The sequence below is a fragment of the Leifsonia sp. Root112D2 genome (genome assembly GCF_001424905.1).
Classification (GTDB): Bacteria; Actinomycetota; Actinomycetes; order Actinomycetales; family Microbacteriaceae; genus Root112D2.
This window is the reverse complement of sequence record NZ_LMCU01000002.1, coordinates 19794-46260: the sequence shown is the minus strand read 5'-3', so window position 1 is coordinate 46260 and position 26467 is coordinate 19794. Positions and strand designations below refer to the sequence as shown.

The 26467-nt window shown below is 65.3% G+C and carries 24 protein-coding genes; 15 read left to right on the top strand and 9 right to left on the bottom strand.

Going from position 1 to position 26467, the window contains the following annotated elements; genetic code table 11:
- The first annotated feature begins 121 nt into the window (after nt 1-121).
- Nucleotides 122-1402, top strand: coding sequence for an RNA polymerase sigma factor (locus tag ASC63_RS14060; RefSeq protein ID WP_055816575.1), 1281 nt, complete (start codon nt 122-124; stop codon nt 1400-1402).
- Here the strand turns inward: ASC63_RS14060 and ASC63_RS14055 are convergent.
- The 4 genes from ASC63_RS14055 to ASC63_RS14040 form a co-directional block, all read right to left on the bottom strand.
- Nucleotides 1384-1944, bottom strand: coding sequence for a DUF4287 domain-containing protein (locus ASC63_RS14055; RefSeq protein WP_055815697.1), 561 nt, complete (start codon nt 1942-1944; stop codon nt 1384-1386). The genes ASC63_RS14060 and ASC63_RS14055 overlap by 19 nt on opposite strands.
- Before the next feature lie 67 nt (nt 1945-2011).
- Nucleotides 2012-2386 (bottom strand): glyoxalase superfamily protein, encoded by a 375-nt coding sequence (locus ASC63_RS14050; RefSeq protein ID WP_055815694.1) that lies wholly within the window; start codon nt 2384-2386, stop codon nt 2012-2014.
- A 20-nt stretch (nt 2387-2406) separates the two neighbouring features.
- Entirely contained in the window at nt 2407-3822 is a 1416-nt protein-coding gene (locus ASC63_RS14045) for an HNH endonuclease signature motif containing protein (RefSeq protein ID WP_055815692.1), read from the bottom strand.
- 54 nt (nt 3823-3876) lie between these two features.
- Entirely contained in the window at nt 3877-5262 is a 1386-nt protein-coding gene (locus tag ASC63_RS14040; RefSeq protein ID WP_157487726.1) for a hypothetical protein, read from the bottom strand.
- A gap of 157 nt (nt 5263-5419) precedes the next feature.
- Here ASC63_RS14040 and ASC63_RS14035 point away from each other — a divergent pair, with 157 nt between their 5' ends.
- Entirely contained in the window at nt 5420-5809 is a 390-nt protein-coding gene (locus ASC63_RS14035; protein ID WP_055816573.1) for a VOC family protein, read from the top strand.
- Between the two features lie 50 nt (nt 5810-5859).
- On the opposite strand, the gene ASC63_RS14030 is transcribed toward ASC63_RS14035, so the two are convergent.
- The gene (locus ASC63_RS14030; RefSeq protein WP_055815685.1) at nt 5860-7455 is read right to left on the bottom strand and encodes a S53 family peptidase; all 1596 of its coding nucleotides are present in this window, start codon (nt 7453-7455) and stop codon (nt 5860-5862) included.
- 109 nt (nt 7456-7564) lie between these two features.
- Here ASC63_RS14030 and ASC63_RS16530 point away from each other — a divergent pair, with 109 nt between their 5' ends.
- On the top strand, nt 7565-7723 hold the full coding sequence (locus ASC63_RS16530; RefSeq protein ID WP_200936935.1) for a hypothetical protein: 159 nt from the start codon (nt 7565-7567) through the stop codon (nt 7721-7723).
- A gap of 12 nt (nt 7724-7735) precedes the next feature.
- On the opposite strand, the gene ASC63_RS14025 is transcribed toward ASC63_RS16530, so the two are convergent.
- Nucleotides 7736-8179 (bottom strand): hypothetical protein, encoded by a 444-nt coding sequence (locus ASC63_RS14025; RefSeq protein ID WP_055815682.1) that lies wholly within the window; start codon nt 8177-8179, stop codon nt 7736-7738.
- On the opposite strand from ASC63_RS14025, the gene ASC63_RS16365 reads away from it, so the two are divergent.
- From ASC63_RS16365 to ASC63_RS14015, 3 genes are read left to right on the top strand one after another with little or no spacing between them, the layout of a single operon-like run.
- Complete coding sequence (locus ASC63_RS16365) at nt 8178-8351, top strand: hypothetical protein (RefSeq protein WP_157487725.1); 174 nt, start codon at nt 8178-8180, stop codon at nt 8349-8351. The two genes, ASC63_RS14025 and ASC63_RS16365, sit on opposite strands and share 2 nt — an antisense overlap.
- A gap of 59 nt (nt 8352-8410) precedes the next feature.
- Nucleotides 8411-10732 carry a glycosyltransferase family 2 protein gene (locus ASC63_RS14020; protein ID WP_055815679.1) on the top strand — a complete coding sequence of 774 codons (2322 nt, stop codon included), beginning with the start codon at nt 8411-8413 and terminating at the stop codon, nt 10730-10732.
- Nucleotides 10719-12314: a chitinase gene (locus tag ASC63_RS14015; protein WP_235492339.1), complete on the top strand. Its 1596-nt coding sequence runs from the start codon at nt 10719-10721 to the stop codon at nt 12312-12314. The genes ASC63_RS14020 and ASC63_RS14015 overlap by 14 nt, the downstream gene beginning before the upstream one ends.
- Here the strand turns inward: ASC63_RS14015 and ASC63_RS14010 are convergent.
- Nucleotides 12298-13128 carry a DUF1295 domain-containing protein gene (locus tag ASC63_RS14010; RefSeq protein WP_055816571.1) on the bottom strand — a complete coding sequence of 277 codons (831 nt, stop codon included), beginning with the start codon at nt 13126-13128 and terminating at the stop codon, nt 12298-12300. The two genes, ASC63_RS14015 and ASC63_RS14010, sit on opposite strands and share 17 nt — an antisense overlap.
- A gap of 57 nt (nt 13129-13185) precedes the next feature.
- Here ASC63_RS14010 and ASC63_RS14005 point away from each other — a divergent pair, with 57 nt between their 5' ends.
- From ASC63_RS14005 to ASC63_RS13990, 4 genes are all read left to right on the top strand, one after another.
- Nucleotides 13186-13809 (top strand): CDP-alcohol phosphatidyltransferase family protein, encoded by a 624-nt coding sequence (locus ASC63_RS14005; protein WP_055815673.1) that lies wholly within the window; start codon nt 13186-13188, stop codon nt 13807-13809.
- A 68-nt stretch (nt 13810-13877) separates the two neighbouring features.
- The gene (locus ASC63_RS14000; protein ID WP_055815670.1) at nt 13878-14339 is read left to right on the top strand and encodes an FHA domain-containing protein; all 462 of its coding nucleotides are present in this window, start codon (nt 13878-13880) and stop codon (nt 14337-14339) included.
- Nucleotides 14339-15037, top strand: a complete 699-nt coding sequence (gene ftsR, locus ASC63_RS13995; RefSeq protein WP_055815667.1) for a transcriptional regulator FtsR — start codon at nt 14339-14341, stop codon at nt 15035-15037. The genes ASC63_RS14000 and ftsR overlap by 1 nt, the downstream gene beginning before the upstream one ends.
- A gap of 120 nt (nt 15038-15157) precedes the next feature.
- A complete protein-coding gene (locus ASC63_RS13990) occupies nt 15158-15706 on the top strand; it encodes a MerR family transcriptional regulator (RefSeq protein ID WP_055815664.1) in 549 nt (182 codons plus the stop codon).
- A 34-nt stretch (nt 15707-15740) separates the two neighbouring features.
- Here the strand turns inward: ASC63_RS13990 and ASC63_RS13985 are convergent, their stop codons facing one another.
- Nucleotides 15741-16547 carry a ParA family protein gene (locus tag ASC63_RS13985; protein WP_055815661.1) on the bottom strand — a complete coding sequence of 269 codons (807 nt, stop codon included), beginning with the start codon at nt 16545-16547 and terminating at the stop codon, nt 15741-15743.
- Between the two features lie 78 nt (nt 16548-16625).
- On the opposite strand from ASC63_RS13985, the gene ASC63_RS13980 reads away from it, so the two are divergent.
- From ASC63_RS13980 to def, 4 genes are all read left to right on the top strand, one after another.
- A complete protein-coding gene (locus tag ASC63_RS13980; RefSeq protein ID WP_055815659.1) occupies nt 16626-20033 on the top strand; it encodes a pyruvate carboxylase in 3408 nt (1135 codons plus the stop codon).
- A 100-nt stretch (nt 20034-20133) separates the two neighbouring features.
- Nucleotides 20134-21459, top strand: a complete 1326-nt coding sequence (locus ASC63_RS13975; protein ID WP_082487849.1) for a MinD/ParA family ATP-binding protein — start codon at nt 20134-20136, stop codon at nt 21457-21459.
- Complete coding sequence (locus ASC63_RS13970) at nt 21452-22957, top strand: mycothione reductase (protein WP_082487847.1); 1506 nt, start codon at nt 21452-21454, stop codon at nt 22955-22957. Before ASC63_RS13975 ends, ASC63_RS13970 begins: the two co-directional genes overlap by 8 nt.
- Nucleotides 22954-23445: a peptide deformylase gene (gene def / locus ASC63_RS13965; RefSeq protein ID WP_055815655.1), complete on the top strand. Its 492-nt coding sequence runs from the start codon at nt 22954-22956 to the stop codon at nt 23443-23445. Before ASC63_RS13970 ends, def begins: the two co-directional genes overlap by 4 nt.
- 27 nt (nt 23446-23472) lie before the next feature.
- Here def and ASC63_RS13960 read toward each other — a convergent pair whose 3' ends face one another.
- The gene (locus tag ASC63_RS13960; protein WP_055815652.1) at nt 23473-25299 is read right to left on the bottom strand and encodes an AMP-dependent synthetase/ligase; all 1827 of its coding nucleotides are present in this window, start codon (nt 25297-25299) and stop codon (nt 23473-23475) included.
- 174 nt (nt 25300-25473) lie between these two features.
- Here ASC63_RS13960 and ASC63_RS13955 point away from each other — a divergent pair, with 174 nt between their 5' ends.
- Complete coding sequence (locus tag ASC63_RS13955) at nt 25474-26424, top strand: ROK family glucokinase (protein WP_055815649.1); 951 nt, start codon at nt 25474-25476, stop codon at nt 26422-26424.
- Nucleotides 26425-26467: the final 43 nt, after the last annotated feature.

The following is a 26467-nucleotide window of genomic DNA, read 5'->3' as shown; positions in this document are numbered from 1 at the left end:
TTTCGTCAAGCGATACGAAAAAGATCCCGACGCAGGCGACGCTACGGTTGCGTTGAGGTCCCTGAGCGGTTGGGCTTAACCGCAGTGTAGGTCGGTTCTCTCGAAATAGGCAGGGGTAGTGGTGGTGGCAGCAGACGCGCGCAGCGCCGTCGAGGCGGTGTGGCGTATCGAATCGGGGCGGCTCATCGCCGGCCTGGTGCGCATGGTGCGTGACGTGTCGCTCGCCGAAGATGTGGCGCAGGATGCCCTGGCCGAGGCGCTTGAGCAGTGGCCGGCATCCGGTGTACCCCGCAACCCCGGCGCCTGGCTCACCGCCGTGGCCAAGAGGCGCGCAATAGACCATTGGCGCAGGCTGGAGAACCGCGAGCGCAAGTACGCCGAGGTCGCACACCGGCTCGGCACGGAATCCACGTTCGGTGAGATAGATATCGAGGCGCTGGACAACCCGATCGACGACGACCTGCTTCGACTGATCTTCATCGCCTGCCACCCGGTGCTGGCGCAACCGGCCCAGGTGGCGCTGACGCTGCGGATGCTCGGCGGCCTCAGCACCGAGGAGATCGCTCGCGCGTTCCTCGTCTCGACCCCCACCATCGCGCAGCGCATCGTGCGTGCCAAGAAGACCCTCTCGGCGGCGAACGTGCCGTTCGAGGTGCCGTCTCGTCCGGAATTTCCCGAGCGTCTCGGCTCGGTGCTCGGTGCCGTCTATCTCATCTTCAATGAGGGGTATTCGGCGACGGCGGGGGAGGACTGGATGCGCCCGGCGCTGTGCCAGGAGGCGCTGCGGCTCGGCCGCATCCTCGCCGAGCTGGTTCCCGGCGAGGCTGAGGCGCACGCACTCGTTGCCCTCATGGAGATTCAGGCCTCACGCATCGGCGCCCGCACGACCGCTGCGGGAGAGCCGATTCTGCTGATGGATCAGGATCGGTCCCGCTGGGACCAGCTGCTGATCCGGCGCGGACTGGCCGCGTTGCGGCGTGCCGAGGCGCTCGGGGGTGCGCCCGGCTCGTATGCACTGCAGGCGGCCATCGCCGCGTGTCATGCCCGCGCAGCTGAGGGCGTGGACACCGACTGGCCTCGCATTGCCACGCTCTATGGCGCGCTTTCCCGGCTGACCGCCTCGCCCGTGGTCGAGCTCAACAGGGCGGTGGCGCTGTCGATGGCCGAAGGACCGCAGGCCGGCCTCGACGTGGCCGATGCTCTCGCCGCCGCCGGGCGGCTCGATGGCTACCATCTGCTGCCCGCCGTGCGAGCCGACCTGCTCGTCAAACTCGGTCGTATGCAGGAGGCTTGCGACGAATTCGAGCGCGCCGCAGCACAGACCGACAATGAGCGTGAGCGTGCGTTGCTGACTGAGCGGGCGGTCGAGGCGGCACGGTCGGCTCAGGCGGCGCGGTCGTAGGCGTCGCGCAGCCAGCCGAGCAGCTCGTCGTCGAGTTCAGCCGGATCCGCGATCTGAACCCGATGGGTGACCATCGAATTCCAGGAACCCGCCTCGGCCAGCCGACCGACGGCATCCGTGCCCTTGAGCTTGATTCCGAGATCGAGGCGCTTGGACGCAACCGCGACTATCGCGAACTTTTTGCCGTTGCGTACGAGGCTGATGTAGCTGTCGGTGGGCTGGGTCGAGACATCCGGCCCGAACTCTTGAATCCTGTGCAGCAGGGCGTCGTATGGGGCACTCCACACCGCTTTGGCACCGGCGAACTGCTTATCGATACGCTCATCGGCAGCCGGTCTCGGCTGTGTCTTCGACTTGAGGATCGCGTAGATCGCCATTGCATGACCGCGCCCGAGACCGTAGTCGGCGGCGAGCCAGTCGATCACGGCGCCGGCTTTCACCGTTGGCCCCAGCAGGCCCTTCTCGGCGGCCAGCTCGACGAAATCGTCCGGCCCCTTGCCCGTCTTCTCCTTGATGGTGTCGAGATAAGCCTGAAAACTCATGATGCCCCCGTTGTGCTTGATAACCGATGTGTTTTATAGCTGAGGAATTCAGCATAGTGCGGTGATTTCAGTCGCGCTGGGGCGGCTGCTGCAGCGCCCACCTGTTGCCGTCCGGATCGCTGAAGTATACGAAGCGCCCCCATGCCTGCTCGTCGACTTCGCTCGGCTCGGCTCCGCGCTCGAGCAACTGCGCACGCGCGGCGTCGGCGTCGGCGATCACGATCTGAATGTTCTGTGAACCGGGCGCCATGTTCGTGTTACCCAGACCGGTACCTATCGCTATGGAACAGGCTGACCCGGGCGGGGTGAGCTGCACGAATCTCAGCTCGTCGGTGACCTGATGGTCGAAGTCGGCGTTGAAGCCGACCTTCTCGGTGTAGAACGCCTTCGCCCGATCGACATCGGTCACCGGTACGAAGACAAGCTCGATCTTCCAGTCCATTGTTCTGTTCCTTTCGTCGTTCATGAATGCGGTGATGTCAGAGGAAGTTGCGGAGCGCACGGTTCCTCCTCGGAACTATCCGTTGCTGGCCGAAAGCTCGCCGTAGCCTGCCGCATGCTCGTCGCGGGCTGCGTCGTGTAGTGGTGCGCAGTCGGCGACACCCACTCCAGCGTTCCGTCTCGCGCGTTCGTGACGGTCCAGGCGGTGTGATGTTTGACCTTGTGGTGCGAAGGACACAGATGTGCCAGGTTGTCGTGCTCCGTGCGGCCGCCGTGCTGCCAGTCGAGAGTGTGATCGAGGTCGCAGCGCGCGGCCCCGCGCGCGCATCCGGGAAATCGGCAGGTCTCGTCGCGAACCCGAAGCCAGGTGCGCAGGTCTTGGGGAACCACGTATCTCTCGCGCCCGACCGAAAGCACGCAGCCGGTCTCGGGGTGAGTGAGAATGCGCGTGAAGCTCGGCGCGTGTGCGGCAAGTCGACGAGCCGTGTCGGCGTCGATCGGACCGTACCCCTCCAGACTGCCAGGCTCCTCGCTGTGACCGAGGAGTGTCAAAACGGGCACCGTCACGAGTACGCGAGCGCGGATGCCATGACCGAGGCCGCCGGGGGCACCGCGGGCTCCCACCGCATCCGCGGACGCGCCAGGCGCATCCGTTGTTCCATCGACAAGCAGATCGGTCAGCACGTCCGCACGCAACTGCGTCAGGGTTCGCGGCTCGTCGGGCGACTGCAACCCGACCGCGAGCTCGGTGGCGCGGTCGTAGATCGCCTGCGCTGAGGGTGCCGGCAGCAGGGCGCTGAACCATGACATTCCGTCTCGCGCCGGCTGCAGTTCGATACGGCGATCGTCGACGGCGGCGACATGCCGTTCGGCGATGGTCTGCGGATGCGCCCGCTCGCGCAGCACGCGTGCCTTGCGCTCGAAGCGACTGACGGTCAGCGTCTTCGCGAACGGGAGCGCGGCGCTCTCGAACTGCTCCAACGCCTCCTCAGGAACCGAGCGGGCGTGGTCGATGAGTGACTGGGCATGCCGATAGCTGATCGCGCCGTCGTGCAGCGCCCGCAGAGTGCCCGGCAACTCGTGCAGGAGGCTCTCGCTCTCGTGTACCAGTCCTTCCACCGTGCGTTCCGGCATCCGCAGTGCACACGCGAGTTCGGTCACGAGAACCCGGCGCGCGACCGTCTCGGCGCTCCAACCGGCATCGCCAGAGAGGGCGGATGCGTGTTCCGTCACCTCGCTCCACTGTCGCGCCTGATCGATCAGTTCGGCGCGCATCGCCGTGACGGTGGCGAGCATGGAATCGAGTGCAGCAATGCCGTCGACAAGCTCGCCGAGCGTGTCTGCCATGACCGCAGAAAGGCGAGGCGGCGCGGCAACGGCGGCAGAAACAGCGGTACCGGCTGTTGTCTGCAACTCATGCGCTGCGCTGCGGTTCATGCCTCAAGTCAACACGACACCACCGACATTACAGTTGGTGAGAACAGCGGCTGTTTAAGGCATTCCGTTCGCTGATTTGAGCTCTCTCGCGGCTGAAATGGAAGCTTCGCCGTCCTGCGACGACAACGCCGCAGAAGGGATCGCGGGAGGCTTCCCGGCTTCGATCTCAACCTCAGTTGATGAGCGCAGGCGAGGAGGCGTGGGCGCCCATGCCTTGATATTCTGGCCCACCAGTTCGTATGTGTTCTGAACGCACTCAAGCACCGAGTCGATAAAAGAGCCCCGACCAACGCCGCGCTTAGTGCCCATCGGCCCCGAGTTCGCGACTCGAAACGACTTCAATTCCTTCGTTGGATCATCGATGAGCACGGCTGGGTCGGATCGCACTGCACCAAGGAGGTCGGTTGCTCCGCTCCGCGCGCGTATGGCAAACGCCTCCAGTCGAAGGGAATCCGGGGCATCCTTCAGCTGACGCAGAAGCCAGTTGACACGAGTAGTGGATCTTCCTTCGCGCGGTGCATCGACGTCTATATGACACGTGACCCTTCCCGCCCGAATATCTGCAACCAATTCGATAGGTCCGACCGTGTTCGGAACTCGGATTGCTGCGGTCATGATGCCGTTATCGACGAGCGATGTCACGAGAGTGGACTGTCGACGTAAGGGGTCGTTCTGCTCCGCACGGGTGAGGAAAGGAACAACTTCCGTGCCGAGGCGCTGGCCTAGCTTGAGGCACGAATATCGGACAAGCGCATCGAAGCGCGATGCAACTTCCGCGGCGGCCTTGTCGTGAGCGCGGAGGGTATTCGCCTCGACAGCGTCCCTGACGTGTACCCAATTCTGGCCCATGTCATCAAAGGCGAGTGCACCGGATCGTGGATGCTCAAGATAGCGAATGAGCTCTCCGAGTATCCAAGCCTGATCCGGGTCGGCAACACCGCGGTGTTCTTTCTGAATGACGGCCTCGGCCAGGACCTTGGTCCACGACCAGTGATGCAGGCTTACCCGCTTCAGTTTGCGTTTATCCACCGCCGTCGGATGCTGACCCTCCGTGGGGGGAATTTCGTTCGAGATCGTAATCAAGGCCTGATAGCCGTGCTCGCGAGCGACGTCCAGATAATTCTCCAGCTGCTGGACCGCCAGCAGGTTATTACCGGTCTTCACCTCGACCAGAGCCGTCCAAGTCGATTTACCCCGCGTCAACCGAATGAGGCCATCCGGGAAGACCTTCGCTTCGCCGAGTTTGAAAGGAACCTCGATGAATGTCTCAATCTTCCCGGCGGGCGCTCCAAGAGGTGCGGTCAATGCCCGGCCAAATTCCTTAACCGAGCTCATGACAGCCAGCAACGCTGAGGTTGCTCGACGTTCCTGTTCGTCCGCACCGTTAATTCCGGAAGTCGGAATCAACCGGGCAAGGTTCCACGACTGTTCTTCTGACACGGTTTCCTCTCGTACTGAACGTCTTTGTCCAACACGGTGACCATATCTCAGCTTGTGAGAGGGGTGGGAAAGCCGCGCTCATGGTGGCAAAGTAGCCGGTGTGAGCATCCGAACGATCTTGTCGATGCCGCCTACCGAAGTCCCCAAGGAGCACTTCATGTTCACCCCAGTCCATGCATTCAGCGGATTCAGCGTCGACGACATCGCTGCCGCGCAGACCTTCTACGGTGAAACGCTCGGTCTCACCATTGCCGGGAATGAGATGGGGGCGCTGCAGCTCACCTTGCCCGGTGGTGCCGAAGTCTTCATCTATCCGAAGCCCAATCATGAGCCTGCCTCGTTCACCGTGCTCAATCTTGTTGTCGACGACATCGATTCGGCGGTCGACGAGCTCAACGCGGCCGGGGTGAAGACCGATATCTACGATGATCCGAACATGCCGACGGACGCAAAGGGTATTCTGCGTGGTCGAGCGGCACAGCGCGGCCCCGATATCGCCTGGTTCACCGATCCTGCGGGCAACGTGCTCTCCGTGCTCACCGCCTGAGAACGCGCGCCGTGCGACGCAGTGCCGCTTGCCCGACGCGTGGCCGCCGCTTACGAACTCTTCGGATCCAGCAAGCCCAGCAGTGCCGTGCCCTCCGGCACGCCCAGGCCCGTGCAGGCATCCCACCCCGCCCCCGCGTGGAAAGCCCCGTTGTCGCCCTGCGTCACATCACGAAAGCCCGGTGCGACCTGACCGGCCGCGACAGTGCCATACAGTGCCGGTTGAATCAGTGCGAATCCTCGCCCCGTCGACTGCGCCAGGCGGGCGATGAGCGCGGCCCACAGTGGCGACACGGCGCTTGTTCCGCCGATCACCATGTCTGTGCCATCGACCCGCACCCGGTAGCCCGTCTCGGGGTCGGCGTTGCCGGCGACATCGGGAACTCCGCGACCGCCGCCGCGCCCCTGTGACATCGGCACGCCGGCGTTGCGCTGCCAGCTCGGCAGTGTGAAAGCATCACTCACCCCTCCACCCGAAGCACCCTGGCCGCTTCCGTTGTTCCACACCACCTCGCTCGTGACGGTTCCCTTCGTGGCATCGCCCTCGAGCCTCGTTCCGCCGCAGGCGAGAGCATGGGGGCTCGATGCGGGAAAGTCCACGTGGGCCTTGCCATCAGTCGCCCGGTCCGTGCTGCCGTCGTCTCCCGAGGCCGCGGTCACGGTGATGCCGAGCGCCGCGGCATCCGTCATGGCCGCATCGAGTGCGTTGCGTGCCTGCGCGGTCCAGTCGTCCTCGCTCTGGCCCCAGCTGATGCTGATGGCCACCGGTGTGGGCGAGGCATGCGCGGCGTCGCTCACCGCGTCGAGAAAACCCGCGTCGGTGTTCGGCGCGAAATAGACCCGGATGTCTGCGGCCGGTGCAAGCGCCCCGATCACCTCGATGTCGAGCAACACCTCCCCGTCAGCGCCGTTCGGATCCTTTCCCGGCTGATTCGCTGCGCCGTCGACGCCCACGGCGCTGACGGTGGGAGTTGCCAGACCGAGACCCGAGAAATACGTGTCGAGATCGCCCTGGGCGAATCCGCCGCCGAGCTCGACGATGGCGATGCTCTGACCCGCACCGTCCGTGTTCGCGGGGAAGTCGTAGAAGGCGCCCACCTGCACGGGTGTGTAGCTGGCGGTTACGGCCTCGGCCTGCGCGATGCGAAACTGCGCATGTGACTGCGGCCGGTCATCCAATCCGAGCACCGCTGTCACGATTCCGTCGAGTTGACGGGGAATGCTGAGCGCACCGGTACGGTGGCGATGATCCGCGGATGCTCCCGTCACCGTCTTCGAGGTCACCTGCCGCAGATCGGTGCCGAAGACCGCGGTGACCAGCTCGACGGGCCCGGCGATACGCACGCGCCGGGATGCGGCATCCGTACTCACGATCTGAAGGCCGAGCGCGCCGAGCGTCTCGACGACCAGCGTGACGTCCGTCGGGTCGGCACCGAATCGCTCGCCGAGCTCACGGGGGGAGCGCAGCGGGGTGGGTGATTCGAACAGTACGGAGTCGTCGAGCGGCGCCCGGCGACGCAGCACGAGCGTCGCCTCGACGCGTGTTCCCGGCTTCACCCCCTGCTGGGTCGCGCTTACGCCCGGCGCGGCGCTTCGCTCGCTGCCGGCAAGAGGAACAAGGTCGAGCTCAGGGCGTTCTGAATCCATGCCCTCGGTCTAGCACCGCTGGCTCCGGGCGGTAATGGTGCGATAGGTATTCTCAGCCTTCATGCGCGTGGCACTTACGCGTCGAGGCCGCTCAGGGTACGGTGCAGACATGACATCACTCGCTGTAATCCTCATCGTGATCGGCCTGATTGGTCTCTTTCTCGGCGTCTTCATCGCGGCAGTCAAGGTGCTGCTCTGGATCGGCATCGTGCTGCTGATCATCGGCATCATCGTGGGGCTGCTGCGCTTCATCAGACGCAACGCTTAGTCGGCACGGCGCTCAGGCGCTCGCCAACTCCGACTTCCACTTGACCAGACCGCGCACCGTCTTGCTGCGATCCTTGGCGAGCGCCTCCATGGCGTCGGTCGGAACGAAATAGTTCACCGCGACCCATCCGCGTACCGTCTCGGATTTGTCTGTGGCGAGTTGCCGCAGAATGTCGCACGGGGTCGCCTCGTTGCGCGCCAGACACGAGCGCACGCCCTCGTCAGGATCAGCGGCGAGGGCTGCGAAGACGTCTTCAGGGGCGTTGTAACTGCTCGCAACGCTCTCGCGGATCTTCGGATTTGCATTCGTCGCCAGCAATCGTAGTCGGCGTATTTTGCTTTCCGTCACCGGGGGAGACGGATGCAGCGCCGCGGCTTCCTCAGCGGTGAGCATCGCGGGAACGCTGTCTCGCATGGCCTGCCGCTGAGCGGGTGTGTTGAATCGAATGCAGGACATGTCTTTCACGGTACCGCGCTGCACGGGCATCGTGTATGAATCGGATGCCGCGCGTCGCGGCGGGAGCGACGCCCGCTCTCGCCGTGACTCGGGCGATCGCAGCGGCATCCGGTTGCCGACGCTGACCCTCGAAATGGGACGTTCGAGTGCGCGTTTGCGCACCATAGAGTGAACGGTGCAGGACACCCGATGGCGAGACCCGAACCCCGCCGCCTGCTTCCAAGGACCCTCATGCCCGAAAAGTCCTCATACGCCTCTGCCAGAAAACGGCAGTGGGGCGCCGAGCGCCGTATTCAACCGTTGCCCGTAACCCACCCGAATCCCTCCGACCGCAAGCTCGTACTCGGTCGTCTGGCGATCATTGTGACGATCCTTGCCTGGGTCATTTACGTGGTCTCGACCATCCTGCGCCAGGTGCTCGACGGTGGCGCAGGCGGCTTCCGGTTCACGATGGACGCCGTCTCCTACGTCGTGGTCGTCACCTTCCTGACCTTCTCGGCGCTCATGTACCTCGTGGCCCGCCAGGGCGCTCTGCAGCGGTTCCGGGCGCACGCTCGTGCGCCGCGGGCCGAACTCGACCTGCACTTTGCCGGCGAGAAGTCGGCCATGACCGTGCTCGTGCCCTCGTATGCGGAGGAGCCGGATGTCGTGCGGCAGACCCTGTGGTCAGCGGCACTTCAGGAATACCCCTCCGTGCGCGTCGTGCTGCTCGTGGATGACCCGCCGTTTCCCACGGATCCGGCCATTGCCGCGCGGCTGGAGGCCACTCGTGCGCTGACCGCCGATATCGATGCGGCGCTGCGCGAGCCCGCGCTGCGCTTCGGCGACGCCCAGGTCATCTTCGATCTTCAGCTGGCCGAGCATGGGCCGCTCACCCTCGACCAGGTTCGGGAACTCGCCGGTCACTTCAGTTGGGCGGGCAGCTGGCTCACGGATATGGCCGATGCCGAGCAGCAGAACGATCACGTGGATGTCTTCTTCATCGAGCAGGTTCTGCTCGGCCTTTCCGAAGAACTCACCCTCACCGGGGCAGCGCTGAACGCGGCAGCCGATCAAAACGAGATGCCGAGTCTCGAGCGGGTGCGCCAGCTCTACCGCCGTCTGGTGCGCACCTTCAGCGCCGAGCTGACAACCTTCGAGCGCAAGCGTTACGCCTCACTCTCGCAGGAGGCCAACAAGGCCATGAATCTCAACGCGTACATCGGCCTCATGGGCCACGACTACGTCGAGGAGCACACGCCCCAGGGCACCATCCTGCGGGTGACTTCGAACAGGGTCGATGCCGATCTTCTCGTTGACGACAGTGAGTTTCTGCTCACCCTCGATGCCGACTCGCTGTTGCTGCGTGAGTACTGCCTGCGACTCGTGCACCTGCTTCAGCAGCCGGGCAACGAGCGCGTTGCGGTCACCCAGACTCCGTACTCCTCGTTCCGCGGGGCAGCCACGCGCATCGAGCGTCTCGCCGGGGCCACCACCGACATCCAGCACATTCTGCACCAGGGCATGACGAAGGCGAACGCCACGTTCTGGGTGGGCGCCAACGCGGTCATCCGCAAGAGCGCCCTCGAGGACATCGTGGAGACCGAACGCATCGGCGGATTCGACGTGCACCGTTACGTGCAGGATCGCACCGTCATCGAGGACACCGAGTCGAGCATCGACCTTGGCACTCATGGCTGGTCGCTCGTGAACTACCCGGAGCGCCTCAGCTATAGCGCGACGCCGCCCGACTTCGGTTCGCTCATCGTTCAGCGCCGCCGCTGGGCCAATGGCGGCCTGCTGATCATGCCCAAGCTGGTCACGCAGCTGCGTGAGCGCCGCAAGCGCGGCGAGCGCGTGGGATTCACCGAGTCGCTGCTGCGCATCAACTACATGATGTCTATCGCCTGGGCGAGCTTCGGTCTGGTCTTCCTGCTCGTCTACCCGTATGACAGTCGGCTGCTCAGCCCCTTCGTGCTGGTCGCGGCGTTGCCGTACTTCTTGGCGATGGGCAGCGATCTGCGCTATTGCGGCTACAAGTTCAGCGACATCTTCCGCATCTACGGCTTCAACCTCATTCTGCTGCCCGTGCAGTTGGCCGGGGTGCTCAAGTCGTTGCAGCAGGCCGTCACCGGCAAGAAGATCCCGTTCGCCCGAACGCCGAAGGTCAGAAACCGCACGGCCTCGCCCGTGCTCTACGTGGTCTTTCCCGTTCTGATCATTGCGTTCTCCCTGTTCACGCTGTGGCGCGACATCCTCGCGGCAAACTGGGGAAACGCGGCATTTGCCGGGCTGAACGCCGTTCTCGCCACGTGGGCATTCTTCGCGTACATCGGCGTCGGAGCCTTCTTCGTCGACATCTGGGTCGGCATGACCGGCTGGCTCTTCGTCGAGAACACGAAGGCGAAGACCGCGGAGGCCGGTGACCCCCAGACGGCCTCGCTCGACTGGCGCGCCGTGCTTTACCACGGCAACGCGAATCACGGCGAGCACATCGTGCACCGCCGCACTTCCGCGGTCGTCGAAGCGGCCCCGGTCGCGCATGGAGAAAAGAGTGACAGTGTCAGTCGTTGACCCCGCAGCCCCCGAGGTGAGCCTGTCGAAGGGGCGTGCGCCCCGTGCTCGGCGTCTGTCGCCGATCCGGGTCACCATCGCCATCGTCGTGACGGCCGCTGTCATTGTCGCCGGATTCCTCGGGTTTCAGTCGATGGTCGCCAAGGCAGATCCCGTTGCACAGAAGTGGTTCGCCGGATACGTCGACGTCACCGCCACGCCGACGTTCGCCTTCGAGGGCTCCTCGTCCAAGGCAGCACGCGACGTCGTACTCTCCTTCATCGTCGCCGACCCCAAGAACGACTGCGCACCCAGTTGGGGTGGGGCATATTCTCTCGACGGTGCGTCGGCGTCGCTCGATCTCGACCGGCGCATTGCCCGGCTGGAACAGCGCGGCGGTGGCGCAATAGTCTCGTTCGGCGGCTTGAACAACCAGGAGCTGGCGACCGCATGCACCGATCCCGAGAAACTCCTCGACGCCTACAGGCAGGTCATCGACCGCTATTCGCTCACGACCATCGATCTCGACGTCGAGGCGGGGGCGCTCTCCGACAGCGCGGGCGGCCAACGGCGGGCAACGGCCATTGCCGCCCTGCAGAAGGAGCGGCGCGCATCCGGTAAGCCCCTCGCGGTCTGGCTGACACTGCCGGTCTCGCCGACCGGGCTCAGCGAACAGGGCACGGATGCCGTCGCCCAGATGCTCGCCGCTGGCGTCGACCTCACCGGTGTGAATGCAATGACCATGGACTACGGTGCCGCGAAGCCCGCCAAGGACAGCATGGCGCGCGCCTCGGAGAATGCGCTCACGGCCACCCACCGCCAACTCGGCATCCTGTACAAGCAGGCCGGAACCAATCTGAGCGACACCAGCGTCTGGGCAAAGCTCGGCATGACGCCCATGATCGGGCAGAACGACATCGCCGGGGAGGTCTTCGGCCTCGACGATGCCACGGCACTCAACACCTTCGCCGTCACGAAGGGCATTGCCCGCGTCTCGATGTGGTCGGTGAACCGTGACACGAGCTGCGGGCCGAACTACGTCGATCTGACGGTGGTATCGGATGCCTGCAGCGGCATCGACCAAAAGGGCAAGACCTTCGTCGCTGCGCTCTCACCCGGCTACTCGGGAAGCCCGGAGCTCGCGGCGGGCGTCGTCACGACCTCCGATCCCACGAGTGCGGCCGAGGCCACGGACGATCCCGCGGCCAGCCCGTACCAGATCTGGGCGAAGACCTCCGCGTATCTGCAGGGCACCAAAGTGGTGTGGCACCACAACGTGTATGTGGCGAAGTGGTGGACGCGCGGAGATCTGCCTGACAATCCCGTGCTCAACGCGTGGTCGACGCCGTGGACCCTCGTCGGACCGGTTCTGCCTGGCGAGACTCCGATACCGGTTCCCACCCTTCCGGCCGGCACATACACCGACTGGGCGGGCGGCACCGTCTATAACAAGGGCGATCGCGTGCTCTTCGACGGGGTGCCGTACGAGTCGAAGTGGTGGAATCAGGGGGAGAGCCCCGAAGCATCCTCGTCGAACCCGGACAGCTCGCCGTGGGTCGCCCTCACCGAGGCTCAGATCGCTGAGATCACGAAGTCGGAGTGACCGACGCCGACTCGGCACGGCGAGGGAACCACGGTATGACGGCCGAGGTTCGTCGCTGGTATTCGACGTACTCGGGGTAGCGCGAGCGTGAGATGCTCTCCGTGAACACTGTCGAACCGACAAAGAGGAGCGTCAGCAGAACGGCCCCGAGCACGGTCCACTGCAGCAGCGAGCCGGCAGCAATGGCGCCGAAGACGAAGAGAACCCACCACTGCGCCTGTTCGAAGAAGAAATTCGGATGCCGCGACAGCCGAAACAGGCCGCTCTGCAGAAACCGGGGCTGGGGCTCCCGGCCGGCGGCGCTCTCGGCCTTCTTGAAACGATGGAACGCCCACTGCTGCTGATCGGCGATGGTCTCGCCGGCTAACAGGGCGAGGAACACGGCGGCGGCAATCACATCCAACGATGTGAGCGCTCCGCGGTGCTCGAAGGCCGTCCACGCCGGCAGCGTGATGAGCCAGAGCAGCACGTTCTGGTAGATCACAATGAAGAACAGGTTGAACAGCATCCATTGCCAGCCGGCGATGCGGGTGCGCAGGATCGCCCAGCGGTAGTCCTCGCCGCCGGGTGCGTATCCGCCCTTGCGCGCGAAGTTGAATGTCAGTCGGATGCCCCACACCGTCACGAGCGCCGCCATCAGGTTCAGCCTCGCATCCTGCAACCCCGCGGCAGCGGCAAAAATCCACACGTAGACGAGCGGAACTATCGACCAGATGCGATCCACCCACGAGTATTCGCGGGTCATCAGGGAGGCGACCCAGGTGGCAGCGCAGATACCGGCGAGAACGTACAGGCTCAGGGTGAACGGGTGCATCTTCGCATTGTAGGAGCGGTCTCCTCTGTGCCCGGACATTAAGTAGACTCGACACTCATGGTGGGCAACGGTGAGACGGTCAGTTCGCGGGTTCTCACCGTGCCGAATGTGCTCAGTTTTGCACGGCTCGCTCTCGTGCCTGTCTTCCTCGTCTTCGTGATCCTCGGCGAAGACGCGCTCGCGCTGGGTATTCTTGTCATCTCGAGCATCACGGATTTTCTCGACGGCTATCTCGCACGTCGGCTGAACCAGGTTTCGCGCCTCGGCCAGCTGCTCGACCCGGCCGCCGACCGGCTCTACATCTTCGCCGCGCTCATCGGACTGGCCTGGCGCGAAGTGATTCCCTGGTGGCTGGTCGGGGTGATCGTCGGCCGTGACGTGATGCTCGCGATCCTGGGCGTGATTCTGGCCAATCACGGCTTCGGGCCTCTCCCTGTGCATCATCTGGGCAAGGTGGCCACGTTCTGCCTCTTCTTCGCCTTACCCCTCCTCATGTTGGGGGAGGCGTTCCCCGTGCTTGCCCCGATATCGTTGCCCTTGGGCTGGGCGTTTGCCCTGTGGGGAGCATTTTTGTATTGGTGGGCAGGCATCATCTATATCGCCGAAACCACTCGGGTCGTTCGAAATCCGACCGAACCCGCGCCCCGCCAATCGGATACGCTGGAGAAGAGAGGAGGTTGACCGTGGACAATTCCCAAAACCCTGAGGTTCCTGAGAGGGAACGCACACCGGAGAACGATGGAGGCCCCGTGAACAACCCCCTGCGCGACGCGTCCCGTGGAAACGATGACACGACGGCACGCTTCGGGGAGGAGTTCGCCAGCGCGATGAATGCCTCCGACGCAGCCATCTCTGCGGAGGAGCAGCAGGCCATCGCTGCGCTGCCCGACGGATCGGCGCTGCTGGTCGTGCGGCGAGGCCCGAATTCCGGTGCACGTTTTCTGCTGGATGCAGACCTGACGACCGTGGGGCGTCATCCGGATGCCGACATCTTTCTCGACGACGTCACCGTCTCGAGGCGACACGCGGAATTCGTGCGGCATGCGAGCGCTTTCGAGGTCAAGGATCTCGGATCGCTGAACGGCACCTACTACGACGGTGTTCGAATCGAGAATGCACTGATGGCCGACGGCGCCGAGGTGCAGGTCGGCAAGTTCCGGCTGACGTTCTATTCCTCACGAGCCGTCGCGGGCATCGCGACCGCAAACTAGTGGCCCGGGAGGGCGCTCAGGCGCGTCAGCCCGCCCCCGCCGGGCTTTTGAGCATCGGCCAGGTGCTGGCCAAGCTCACACCCGAGTTTGCCGACCTCACGCCGTCCAAGCTGCGCTTCCTCGAGGAGCAGGGGCTGGTCGCGCCGGCACGCACGGCATCCGGGTACCGCAAGTTCTGCGCGGAAGACCTCGAACGGTTGCGCACGATTCTCACGATGCAGCGCGATCACTACTTGCCGCTCAAGGTCATTCGCGGCTATCTTGCCGACCTGGATGCCGGTCGTTCGCCGTCGCTGCCGGGCACGGTCACGACGGCCCCATCGATGCTCTCCACCGGCAGGCGCTTCAAGAAGGCCGATCTCGTTCGCGAGGCAGGGGCCACGCCCATGCTGCTGCAAGACGCGATTTCGGCCTCGGTCATCGTGCCGGCCGAGATGTACGAAGAAGAGACCCTCGGGGTTCTCAAGGCCCTCGTCGAACTGCAGAGGTGCGGAATCGAGCCGCGACATCTGAGGGGATTCCGTGCTGCCGCCGAGCGTGAACTCGGACTGATCGAGAGTGCGCTCATGCCGGTCTCTCGTCGCAAAGACGCCTCGAGTCGGGCCCAGGCCGTTGAATTGGCGCGGGACATCGCGGCACAACTCGAGGTGGTGCGGGGCAGCCTCATTCGCTCGGCGCTGGGCCGGCTCACTCCGTGATGCGGCCCGACACGCCGCACCGCTTTTCGCGAATGTCGTTGCCCGCGGCCTCGGGCATGGGTACCGTTGAGAAGACGACGCTCAGGCGTCGAAATCTAAGGCGGGGCGAGAGGCAAGCGCATGAGTGAATTGGGTGCAAGCGACTCCCGCTACGACCTCGGACTGCTCTTCACCGACGGACTTCCCGAAATGGATGCGACGGCCGGCTATCGCGGTGCCGTCGCCGCTCGTGCGGCCGGAATCAGCTACCGCCAGTTGGACTACTGGGCCCGAACCGGCCTGGTCGAGCCCACCGTGCGCGGCGCAGCGGGTTCGGGATCACAGCGTCTTTATGGATTTCGCGACATTCTCGTGCTCAAGCTCGTGAAGCGACTGCTCGACACGGGTATCTCTCTTCAGCAGATTCGCACGGCCGTCAACCAGCTTCGTGAATCCGGGGTCAACGATCTTGCGCAGACCACGCTCATGAGCGACGGCGCCAGCGTGTACCTGTGCACCTCCAACGACGAGGTCATCGACCTGGTCAGCCGGGGCCAGGGTGTCTTCGGCATCGCCGTCGGCAAGGTTCTGCGCGAGGTGGAGTCGAGCCTCGTCGAGCTCGACACCCAGTCGGCAGACCCCATGGACGAACTCGCGGCTCGTCGCGCCGCCGCACGCAAGATCTCCTGAGCGCAACCCTCGCTACTCGAGCTGCGCCAGCGCGCTACGGCAGTTGCGCGTATTCGCCGATGCGGGCCGTGCGCAGCACGCGCTCGAGGAGCACGTCGAAGTTGTGCGCCATCTCCTGGGCGCTCTCGCCGGGCCAGATGTGCAGGGGTTTCGCGGCGCCCTGCGCCTGCTGCAGTGAGGTGCGCTCGGGCAGCTGAGGGCTCAGCACGAGAGGGCCGAACATGTCGCGCAGCTCCTTGATGCGGAACTGGTGCTCCAGGGACTGCACCCGCGCTCGGTTGACGATGATGCCGAGAGGCTGCAATCGCGGGCTGAGCCCACGGCGAATCTCTTCGATGGCGCGCAATGCGCGATCCGCTGCTGCAACCGAGAAAAGCCCCGGCTCCGTCACGACCGTCACGCGGTCGCTGGCCGCCCAGGCGGTGCGGGTGAGCGCGTTGAGCGACGGTGCGCAGTCGATGAGTACGAGATCGTAGTCGTGCTCGACGTGCGCGAGCGCCTCTTCGAGTTTCCAAATATCCCGGATGCTCGGGTGCGGTCCATCGAAATTGATCGCCGACGGGCTTCCGATCAAGACATCGATGGTTCCCGAGCGCCCCTTGGTCCAGCCGCTCGGCGCGATGGCGGCACGAACGATCTTTTCCTTGGGGGAGGCGAGCACGTCTGCGACGTTCAAATGACCGGCGATCTGGATGTCCATGCCCGTCGAAACATCCGATTGAGGGTCCAGATCGACCACGAGGGTGCGCAGTCCTTTGGCGAAAGCGGCGGAGGCGAGGCCTAACGTCACAGTGGTCTTGCCGACACCACCTTTGAGGGAACTGACGCTGAGTACGTGCACAAGAAGCTACGTTACCTTCACTAGTCTTAGAGAACCTAACCGTTTGCTGAGTGGCGCGCCCCCGGTCGAAAGGTCTCCATGTTCCGTAAGATTCTTGTTGCCAATCGCGGCGAAATTGCCATCCGTGCTTTCCGTGCCGCGTATGAGTTGGGCGCCGCGACGGTGGCCGTGTTCCCGTATGAGGACCGCAACTCTATGCACCGTCTGAAGGCCGATGAGGCGTACCAGATCGGTGAGCCGGGGCATCCGGTGCGTGCGTACCTGAACGTGGCGGAGATCATCCGCGTCGCCAAGGAGTGTGGCGCCGATGCGATCTACCCCGGTTATGGCTTCCTCTCGGAGAACCCAGAGTTGGCGGCGGCGGCGCGCGAGGCGGGCATCACGTTCATCGGTCCGGGCGAGCATGTGCTGGAGATGGCCGGCAACAAGGTGACGGCGAAGGAGTATGCGATTGCCGCCGGCGTTCCGGTTCTGAAGTCGACGCCGCCGTCGAAGGATGTCGATCTGCTGGTTTCGCAGGCGGAGGAGATCGGTTTTCCGATCTTCGCGAAGGCCGTTGCCGGTGGCGGCGGGCGCGGGATGCGCCGGGTGAACTCCAAGGAAGAACTGCGTGGCTCGCTCGAGGAGGCGATGCGGGAGGCCGACAGCGCCTTCGGCGATCCCACCATGTTCTTGGAGCAGGCGGTGTTGCGCCCCCGGCACATCGAGGTGCAGATTCTGGCGGACGGCACGGGCGAGACGGTGCACCTGTTCGAGCGTGACTGCTCGGTGCAGCGTCGGCACCAGAAGGTCATCGAGATCGCCCCGGCGCCGAACCTCGACGAGGAGATTCGACAGTCGCTGTACAAGGATGCCGTGGCGTTCGCGAAGTCGATCAACTATGTCAACGCGGGAACCGTGGAGTTTTTGGTCGACACGGTGGGCGAGCGGGCCGGGCAGCATGTGTTCATCGAGATGAACCCGCGCATCCAGGTGGAGCACACGGTGACCGAGGAGGTCACCGATGTGGATCTCGTGCAGTCGCAGATGCGCATCGCGGCGGGGGAGACCCTGGGCGAGCTGGGCCTGCACCAGGAGAACCTCGTTTTGCGCGGGGCGGCCCTGCAGTGCCGCATCACGACGGAGGACCCGACCGCCGGCTTTAGGCCCGACACGGGCAAGATCACGACCTACCGTTCGCCGGGTGGTGGCGGTGTGCGCCTGGACGGCGGCACGATCAACCCGGGCGCGCAGATCAGCCCGCACTTCGACTCCATGCTGGCCAAGATGACCTGCCGTGGTCGCACCTTCGAGGCTGCAGTGAGCCGGGCCCGGCGCGGTCTGGCCGAGTTCCGCATTCGTGGTGTTGCCACCAACATTCCCTTCCTGCAGGCCGTGCTCGACGACCCGTCGTTCGTGGCAGGCGACCTGAGCACCTCGTTCATCGAGGAGCGCCCCGAGTTGTTGCGTGGTCGGGTGTCGAAGGACCGCGGCACGAAGATGCTGAACTGGCTGGCGGATGTCACGGTGAACCAGCCGAACGGTCCGCGTCCCGAGACGGCCGAGCCGGTGGACAAGCTGCCGAAGATCGACCTGCAGGCTGATGCTCCTGCCGGTTCCCGGCAGCGGTTGCTCGAGCTCGGCCCGGCGGGTTTCGCCGCCGCCTTGCGCGCACAGACGGCCCTTGCGGTCACCGAGACCACGTTCCGTGACGCGCACCAGTCGCTGCTGGCGACCCGGGTACGCACGCGTGACCTGCTGGCCGCCGCACCGTATGTTGCACGCATGACGCCCGAACTGCTCTCGGTCGAGGCCTGGGGCGGGGCAACCTACGACGTGGCATTGCGGTTCCTGGGTGAGGACCCGTGGGATCGGCTCGCGTCGCTGCGTGAGGCGCTGCCGAACGTGGCCATCCAGATGTTGTTGCGGGGTCGTAACACCGTCGGCTACACGCCGTATCCGACCGAGGTGACGGACGCATTCGTGCGTGAGGCGGCGGCCACCGGCGTTGATATCTTCCGCATTTTCGATGCCTTGAACGACATCGACCAGATGCGGCCGGCCATCGAATCGGTGCTGGCCACCGGCACGGCGGTTGCCGAGGTTGCCGTGTGCTACACCGGCGATCTGCTGGATCCTGCCGAGAAGCTCTACACCCTCGACTACTACCTGAAGCTTGCCGAGCAGATCGTCGATTCCGGCGCGCACATCCTGGCCATCAAGGACATGGCCGGCCTGCTGCGCCCCGCCGCGGCTGAGAAGCTCGTGGCGGCCTTCCGTGACCGCTTCGACCTGCCCGTGCACGTGCACACCCACGACACCGCCGGCGGCCAGCTGGCCACCCTGCTGGCGGCCAGCCGTGCCGGGGCGGATGCGGTAGACGTGGCGAGCGCGCCGATGGCCGGCACCACCAGCCAGCCATCGGCATCCGCCCTCGTCGCAGCCCTGGCCCACACCGAGCGCGACACCGGACTCTCGCTGAGCGCGGTCAGCGATCTTGAGCCGTACTGGGAGGCCGTGCGCGCCGTCTACCGCCCCTTCGAGTCGGGTCTGCCGGGCCCCACGGGCCGCGTATATAAGCACGAGATTCCCGGTGGCCAGCTCTCTAACCTGCGCCAGCAGGCCAAGGCGCTCGGCCTGGCCGAGGACTTCGAACTCATCGAGAACATGTACGCGGCAGCAGACAAGATCCTCGGTCGGGTTCCCAAGGTGACCCCGTCATCGAAGGTCGTCGGCGATCTTGCCCTGTCGCTGGCCGCGGTGCGTGCCGACCCGGCCGATTTCGAGGCGAACCCGCAGAACTACGACATTCCCGAGTCGGTGATCGGCTTCATGGCCGGCGAGCTCGGCGAACTGCCCGGCGGATGGCCCGAGCCGTTCCGCTCCAAGGTGCTCGCGGGCCGCACGGTGCGGATCCCCACCGCCGACCTGACGGCCGAAGACGAGGCCGGCCTTGCCGGCGACAGCGCCACGCGTCGTGCCACCCTGAACCGGCTCTTGTTCCCGGCACCGACGCGCCAGTTCGAGCAGATCCGCGAGCTCTTCGGTGACCTCTCGGTGGTCGACACCATGGACTACCTCTACGGGCTGCAGCCGACCGCCGAGCACGTCATCGAGATCGACAAGGGCGTGCGGCTCTACATCGGGCTTGAGGCCATCGGCGAGGCCGACGACAAGGGCATGCGCACCGTGATGACCACCCTCAACGGGCAGTTGCGACCGGTGTTCGTGCGCGACCGCGGCATCCAGGTCGACAGCAAGGCCGCCGAGAAGGCCGACAGCGCGAAGCCCGGCCAGGTTGCCGCACCGTTCTCGGGCGTGGTCACCCTGCAGGTGGCCGTGGGTGACACGGTCGCCGCCGGAGCGTCGGTGGCATCCATTGAGGCCATGAAGATGGAGGCAGCCATCACCGCTCCCATCGCCGGCATCATCGAGAGGCTCGCCATTCCCAAGACCCAGCAGGTCGACGCGGGCGACCTGCTCGTCGTCATCACCCCTGCCGGCTGACACGAGGCCGAGGCCGTGCCCACGGCCCGGGTGCTGATGAACGAATTTTCAGTGCCACGCTAAACTGTGAGACAGTCATTCAGCTAAGGAGACTGCCCAGGTGCCAGATAAAACGGACAAGAAGGACGCGAACGTGCGGAACCCGTCTTCCGACGCCGCGGCCGTCCCGGAGGGGGAGTTCTCTCGCGAGCTCAGGCCTTCCCTGAGCGACGACCTCGCCGTCGATCTGCCGCAGAACCTCAGTGTCGTCGTCGACCTGCCCCCCGCTCCCGTGCACGTGGTTCCCGACGATGAGGTGGCTCTCACCATCGATGACGTCGCCGTGAATCCGGGGCATGTCATCGGCGCGGATGCCGCCAATACGATGTCCGTCGCCATCGTCGCCCCGCGCACCGGCATCATCGACACGGCGGCCATCGCCGCCAACGACGCGTTCTCGCAGTCGCGCCGCGATCGCCTGCGTGGCGAGCACTCGGTTCAGCCGGAACCCGCGGCCATGCTGACGGCGGATCGACTGCTCGAGGTGAATCGCAAGACGCGTCCGGCGCCGGAGGGTGGCTGGAGTCGTTTCGTCTACGGGCTCACTTTCCACACGGTCAATCTCGGCGATTCCGCCGCGGTGCGGGCGCGCAAGGAGCTTGACCACCGCATCCAGAAGCAGTTCGAGGGTGGAACCCGCTTCGTTCCGGTGTTGACGCGCAAGGGCGGCGTGGGAAAGACCACCGTCACCACCCTGCTTGGCATGGCTCTTGCCGATGCCCGCGATGACCGCATCATCGCGGTCGATGCCAACCCCGACCGTGGCACCCTCTCTGAGCGCGTGCCCAAGCAGACCCGGGCCACGGTGCGCGACGTCGTGCACAAGGCCCCGTCAATCGGCGGATTCACCGACTTCTCGGCACTCGTCTCCCGTGACGAGACGCGGCTCGACATTCTTGCCTCTGATACCGACCCACTGCTCTCCGAGGCGTTCGACGAGAACGACTACAACGTCGTTGCCGATCTCGCCGAGCGCTTCTATTCGATTGTGCTCACCGATTGCGGCACGGGCATCGTGCACTCCGTCATGCGGGCCACCCTGCAGCGCGCCGATTCGGTGGTGATCGTCTCCGGCGGCAGCGTCGACGAGGCGCGGCTGGCATCCGAGACCCTCACCTGGCTCGAAGCGAACGGCTACGGAGATTTGGTGCGCAACGCCGTCGTGGCGCTGAACACGGCAACGCAGGGCACCAATCTCGTGAAGCTCGACGAGATCGAATCGCACTTCCGCTCCCGGGTGCGCGAGATCGTGCGTATTCCGTACGACCCGCAGCTGGCGGCGGGCTCGGTGGTCTCGTACAAAGACCTCAAGCCGATCACCAAGTACTCGGCGCGCACCCTCGCCGCGCTCGTCGTTGAGGGCCTGCCGGCCAATCGCGGTGCCTGAGCGCGCGAGTGCGCCGGCGCAGGAGTTCGATCTCATCGTCATCGGTGCAGGCTCGGGCAATTCCCTGATCGGGCCCGAGTTCGCCGAGTGGAATGTCGCACTCATCGACGACGGCGAGTGGTTCGGCGGCACCTGCCTGAACGCCGGCTGTATTCCCACGAAGATGTTCGTGCGGGTCGCGGATGTCGCCACCGACGCCGTCGACGGCGAGCGGCTCGGTCTCAGCGCGAGAATTGACCCCGTGAACTGGCCGCTGGTGCGCGATCGCGTCTTCGCCAAGACCGACAAGATATCCCGTGCCGGATTCCGTTACCGTGACCAGAAGTCGCCGAACGTCACCGTCTTCCGCGAGTCCTTCGGCTTTGAAGACCAGCACACCGTCGTCAGCGCCAGCGGAGAGCGACTGCACGCGCCCGTCATCGTCATTGCCGCGGGCTCACGGCCCCGGCCGCTGTTGGCGGCCTACGAGCCGGATCCGGCGATTCACGACTCCAACTCGATTATGCGCATCGATGCGCTGCCGCGTTCGCTCGTGATTGTCGGCGGCGGTGCGGTCGCCGTGGAATTCGCCCACGTGTTCTCGTCGTTCGGTGTCGATGTCACCCTCATCACGCGCTCCGGGCGGCTGCTGACGGGCCTCGATGCGGATGTGTCGCAGCGCTTCACCGAGCTGGCAGACGATCGCTGGCATCACCTCGCGAACGACGCGGTCGAGGCCATCGAGCGTGTGGGAGGCGAGCTTCACCTCACACTCGCCTCCGGCGGGCGGGTCGAGGCCTCGATGGTTCTCGTGGCGCACGGGCGCGTGCCCAACACGGACACCCTCGCCGCGGCATCCGTCGGTTTCGACCTTCACGACGATTCTCGACTGGTCGTCGACGCACAGCAGCGGGTGTTGTCGAACGGTGCGCCGGTCGAGGGGGTCTTCGCGCTCGGCGATGTGAGCAGCCTGTGGCAGCTCAAGCACGTCGCCAATCACGAGGCGCGCGTCGTCGAGCACAACATCATGCATCCGGATGCACCCATCGGCGGCGACCCCGGCCCCATTCCCGCGGCCATCTTCAGCCATCCGCAGATCGCACACTTCGGACTCACCGAGGCGCAGGCTGAGACCGCATCGCGTGTCGACGGCAGTGCGTTCGTTGCGGTGACGCAGGAATACCGCACCACGGCCTACGGCTGGGCGCTGGAAGACACCACGAGCTTCTGCAAGCTCATCGTCGATGCCGACAGCGGTCTGCTGCTCGGTGCCCACATCATCGGGCCGGAGGCGAGCATCCTGATTCAGACCCTGGTTCTTGCCGCCAGCCACGGCATGAGTGTGCGGGGGCTCGCGCGCAGCCAGTACTGGCCGCATCCCGCGGCGAGCGAGGTGGTCGAGAACGCCCTGTTGAAGGCGGAGGAGGCCCTTGCGGAACGCGAGGCCGCCGTGCAGCAATTGAACGCTGCACGCACCACGAACGCCGCACCCCAACCGAACGCCGAGGAGGCACCGTGACCGAACGCCAGATCCGACTCTTTGGCGACCCCGTGCTGAAGACCGTCTCCGACCCGATCGATGCGGTAGACGACGGCGTTCGCGCCCTCGTCGACGATCTCATCGACAGCGTGCGCCCGCCGGGGCGTGCGGGTGTCGCCGCGGCCCAGATCGGGGTGAATCTGCGTGCCTTCAGTTACAACGTCGACGGCGAGATCGGCTACATGCTCAACCCGGTGATAGTGGAGCTCTCCGGTGAGCCGGAGGCCATGGAGGAGGGCTGCCTCTCCGTTCCCGGGCTGTGGTTCTCCACCATGCGCTACCCATTCGCCCGCGCGACCGGCATCGACCTTGACGGCAACGCGATAGAGGTCAGTGGCACCGGGGTGATGGCCCAGGCCCTGCAGCACGAGACCGATCACCTGAACGGCATGCTCTACCTCGACAGGCTCGACAAGCCGACCCGTCGCGAGGCCATGAAGCAGGTGCGCGAAAGCGACTGGTTCTAGCCGCCGGTCCGTGAGCGTGCCGAAGGGTCAGTGCTGCAGCGAGATGCCCGTCGTCGCCGGCGCCGCCGTGTAGATCGACTCGATATCGTCGGCGAAATCCTTGAGTATCACGTTGCGCTTGATGCTGAGCTTCGGCGTGAGGTGACCGCTCGACTCCGTGAGCTCCGTCGGCAGAATGACGAACTTGCGCACGGATTCTGCCCGGGAGACTTTCGAGTTGGCGAGGTCGACGGCGCGCTGCACCTCGGCGAGCACCGCCGGGTTCTCTGCCGCCTCGGCGAGCGTCATGGCCTTGTTCTCGCCGTTGTTTGCCAGCCACGTCGGCAGCATTTCGCCGTCGAGGGTGATGAGCGCGGCGATAAACGGCTTCTGGTCGCCGACCACAACGACCTGGCCCACCAGCGGATTCGAGCGAATCGGATCCTCGAGCGCGGCAGGGGAGACGTTCTTGCCTCCGGCCGTGACGATGATCTCCTTCTTGCGCCCCGTGATGGTGAGAAAGCCATCCGAATCCACGGTGCCGAGGTCACCCGTTCTGAACCAGCCGTCGTCGAACGCGGAGGCCGTGGCCTCCGGGTTCTGCCAGTATTCCTTGAACACGTTGATGCCCTTGACGAAGATCTCCCCGTCGTCGGCGATGCGCAGCGAGACACCGGGCAGCGCCGGGCCGACCGTGCCGATCTTGAACTTGGTGTCGAGGTTGACCGTCGCCGGCGCCGTCGTCTCGGTGAGGCCGTAGCCCTCGAGAATCTTGATGCCGAGACTGTGGAAGAAGTGGCCAAGGTGCGCGCCGAGCGGTGCCGAACCTGAGACGGCGTATTTCACATTGCCGCCCATGGCCGTGCGCAGCTTGCTGTAGACCAGTCGGTCGAAGAGGGCGAACTGCAGCTTCAGGCCGAACGGCACCGATCCGGCCTCGACGGCCTTCGAGTGTGCCACGGCGACCGCGGCAGCCCGGCGGAAGATCTTGCCTTTGCCGCCGGCCTCCGCCTTCTGCTCGGCAGAGTTGTACACCTTCTCGAACACGCGCGGCACCGCCAGCAGGAACGTCGGCTTGAACGACGCCATGGCCGGCAGCAGCTGGCTGGTGTCGGACTGGTGGCCGACCCGCACGCCGGAGTGCACCGCGAGCACGGCGATGAAGCGCGCGAAGATGTGTGCGGTCGTGATGAACAGCAGGGTGGACGCCCCGGGCTGGTGCACGACCTCACTCATCGCTACAGCCGAGTTGCGGCAGAGCTCGACGAAGTTCTTGTGCGTCAGCACGCAGCCCTTCGGCTTGCCGGTCGAGCCCGAGGTGTAGATGAGGGTGGCGATGTCGTCTTCGTTAGCGAGCCGACGACGGCGCTCGACCTCGGCATCCGGAACGTCGACGCCAGCGGCGACGAGCTTGTCGAGATCGCCCAGGTGAATCTGCCAGACCGGGCCGATCTTCGGCAGCTCGGGGTGCACCTCGTCGAAGCGGGCGAAATACTCGGCTGTCTCCAGAATCATGGCCGTCGCGCCCGAATCGCTGAGGTTCCAGTGCACCTGCGTGGGCGAGGAAGTCTCGTATACGGGAACGAGTATGGCGCCGGCGAACCAGGTGGCGAAGTCGATGAGCGTCCACTCGTAGCGGGTCTTGCACATCAGGCCGATCTTGTCGCCCGGCTGAATTCCGGATGCGATGAGCCCCTTTGACAGAGCCACGACATGGGAAAGAAATTCTCGACTCGTCACGTCCTTCCAACCGCCATCGACGGGCAACGAGAAGAGCGGAGCATCCGGGGTCGCGGCGACCCGATCCACGAGCAGATCGCTCGCGTTGGCGGATGGGTCGGCCGGTACAACGGCCGGCGTGTCGAATTGTTCCACGGTAACTCCTTCGGTACCGATGAGTGCCCCATGGCCTTCCCGCCTTGTGCGGCGGAAGCGGCCACGTGGCTAACTGCCTTGGTGGTTAACTACACTCTAGATGGTGCGATCGAACGGCTCCTGAGAGCCCACCGGGCGCGCTCACCCCCAGTTTTTTCAGAAAGGCCGCCGCGCGTGCATGCAATCGGGATCGACATCGGCGGCACCAAGATCGCCGGGGCCGTCGTTGACGAGTTTGGCGCGATTGTCGCCGAGGAGCGCCAGCCCACACCCGCGGGCGAGCCCCACCAGATCGAGAACGTCGTCGTGGAGATGATCGAGCGGCTGCGTGAGGGCCACCCCGACATCGCGGCGGCCGGCGTCGCGGCCGCGGGATTCATCGACGCATCGCAGTCGATCGTCTACTACGCACCCAACATCAACTGGCGCCAGGAGCCGTTTCGCGAGAAGCTCGAGGCGCGGCTCGATGTGCCCGTCATCATCGAGAACGATGCGAATGCCGCCGGATGGGCCGAATTCCAGTACGGCGCGGGCCGACTGGTCAGCGACATGGTGACTCTCACCATCGGCACCGGCGTCGGCGGCGCCATCGTGAGCGAGGACCGCCTGTTCCGCGGCGGCTTCGGCGCCGGCGCCGAACTCGGGCACATGCGCGTTGTTCCGGGCGGTCTGCCCTGCGGATGCGGCGCCCACGGCTGCATCGAGCAATACGGCTCCGGCCGGGCCCTGCAGCGCATGGCCAACGTGTTGGCGGATGCCGGCGGCATCGGTCAGGCTCTCGCCGATGTGCGCTCGCGCAAGGGCTCGCTCGGTGGCAAAGACATCAGCAAGCTGATCATGGCCGGCGACCCCGGCGCTCTCGCCGCGCTGCGCGAGCTCGGCGGCTGGCTCGGCCAGGCCTGTGCCAGCCTGGGAGCCATTCTGGACCCGCAGCTCTTTGTTTTCGGCGGCGGCGTCGCCCAGGCCGGTGACCTGCTGCTTGAGCCCATCCGGCAGGCGTATCTCGAAAACCTGCCGGCCCGGGGCTACCACCCGGAACCGGACTTCCGCATTGCCGAGCTCGTCAACGACGCAGGAGTGGTCGGTGCGGCCGATCTCGCCCGATTGCACGCGAGCCACCGATAGGCCGCCGGTAGGATTGTGCACGCTCGCTCAAGGGGGTCGAGGA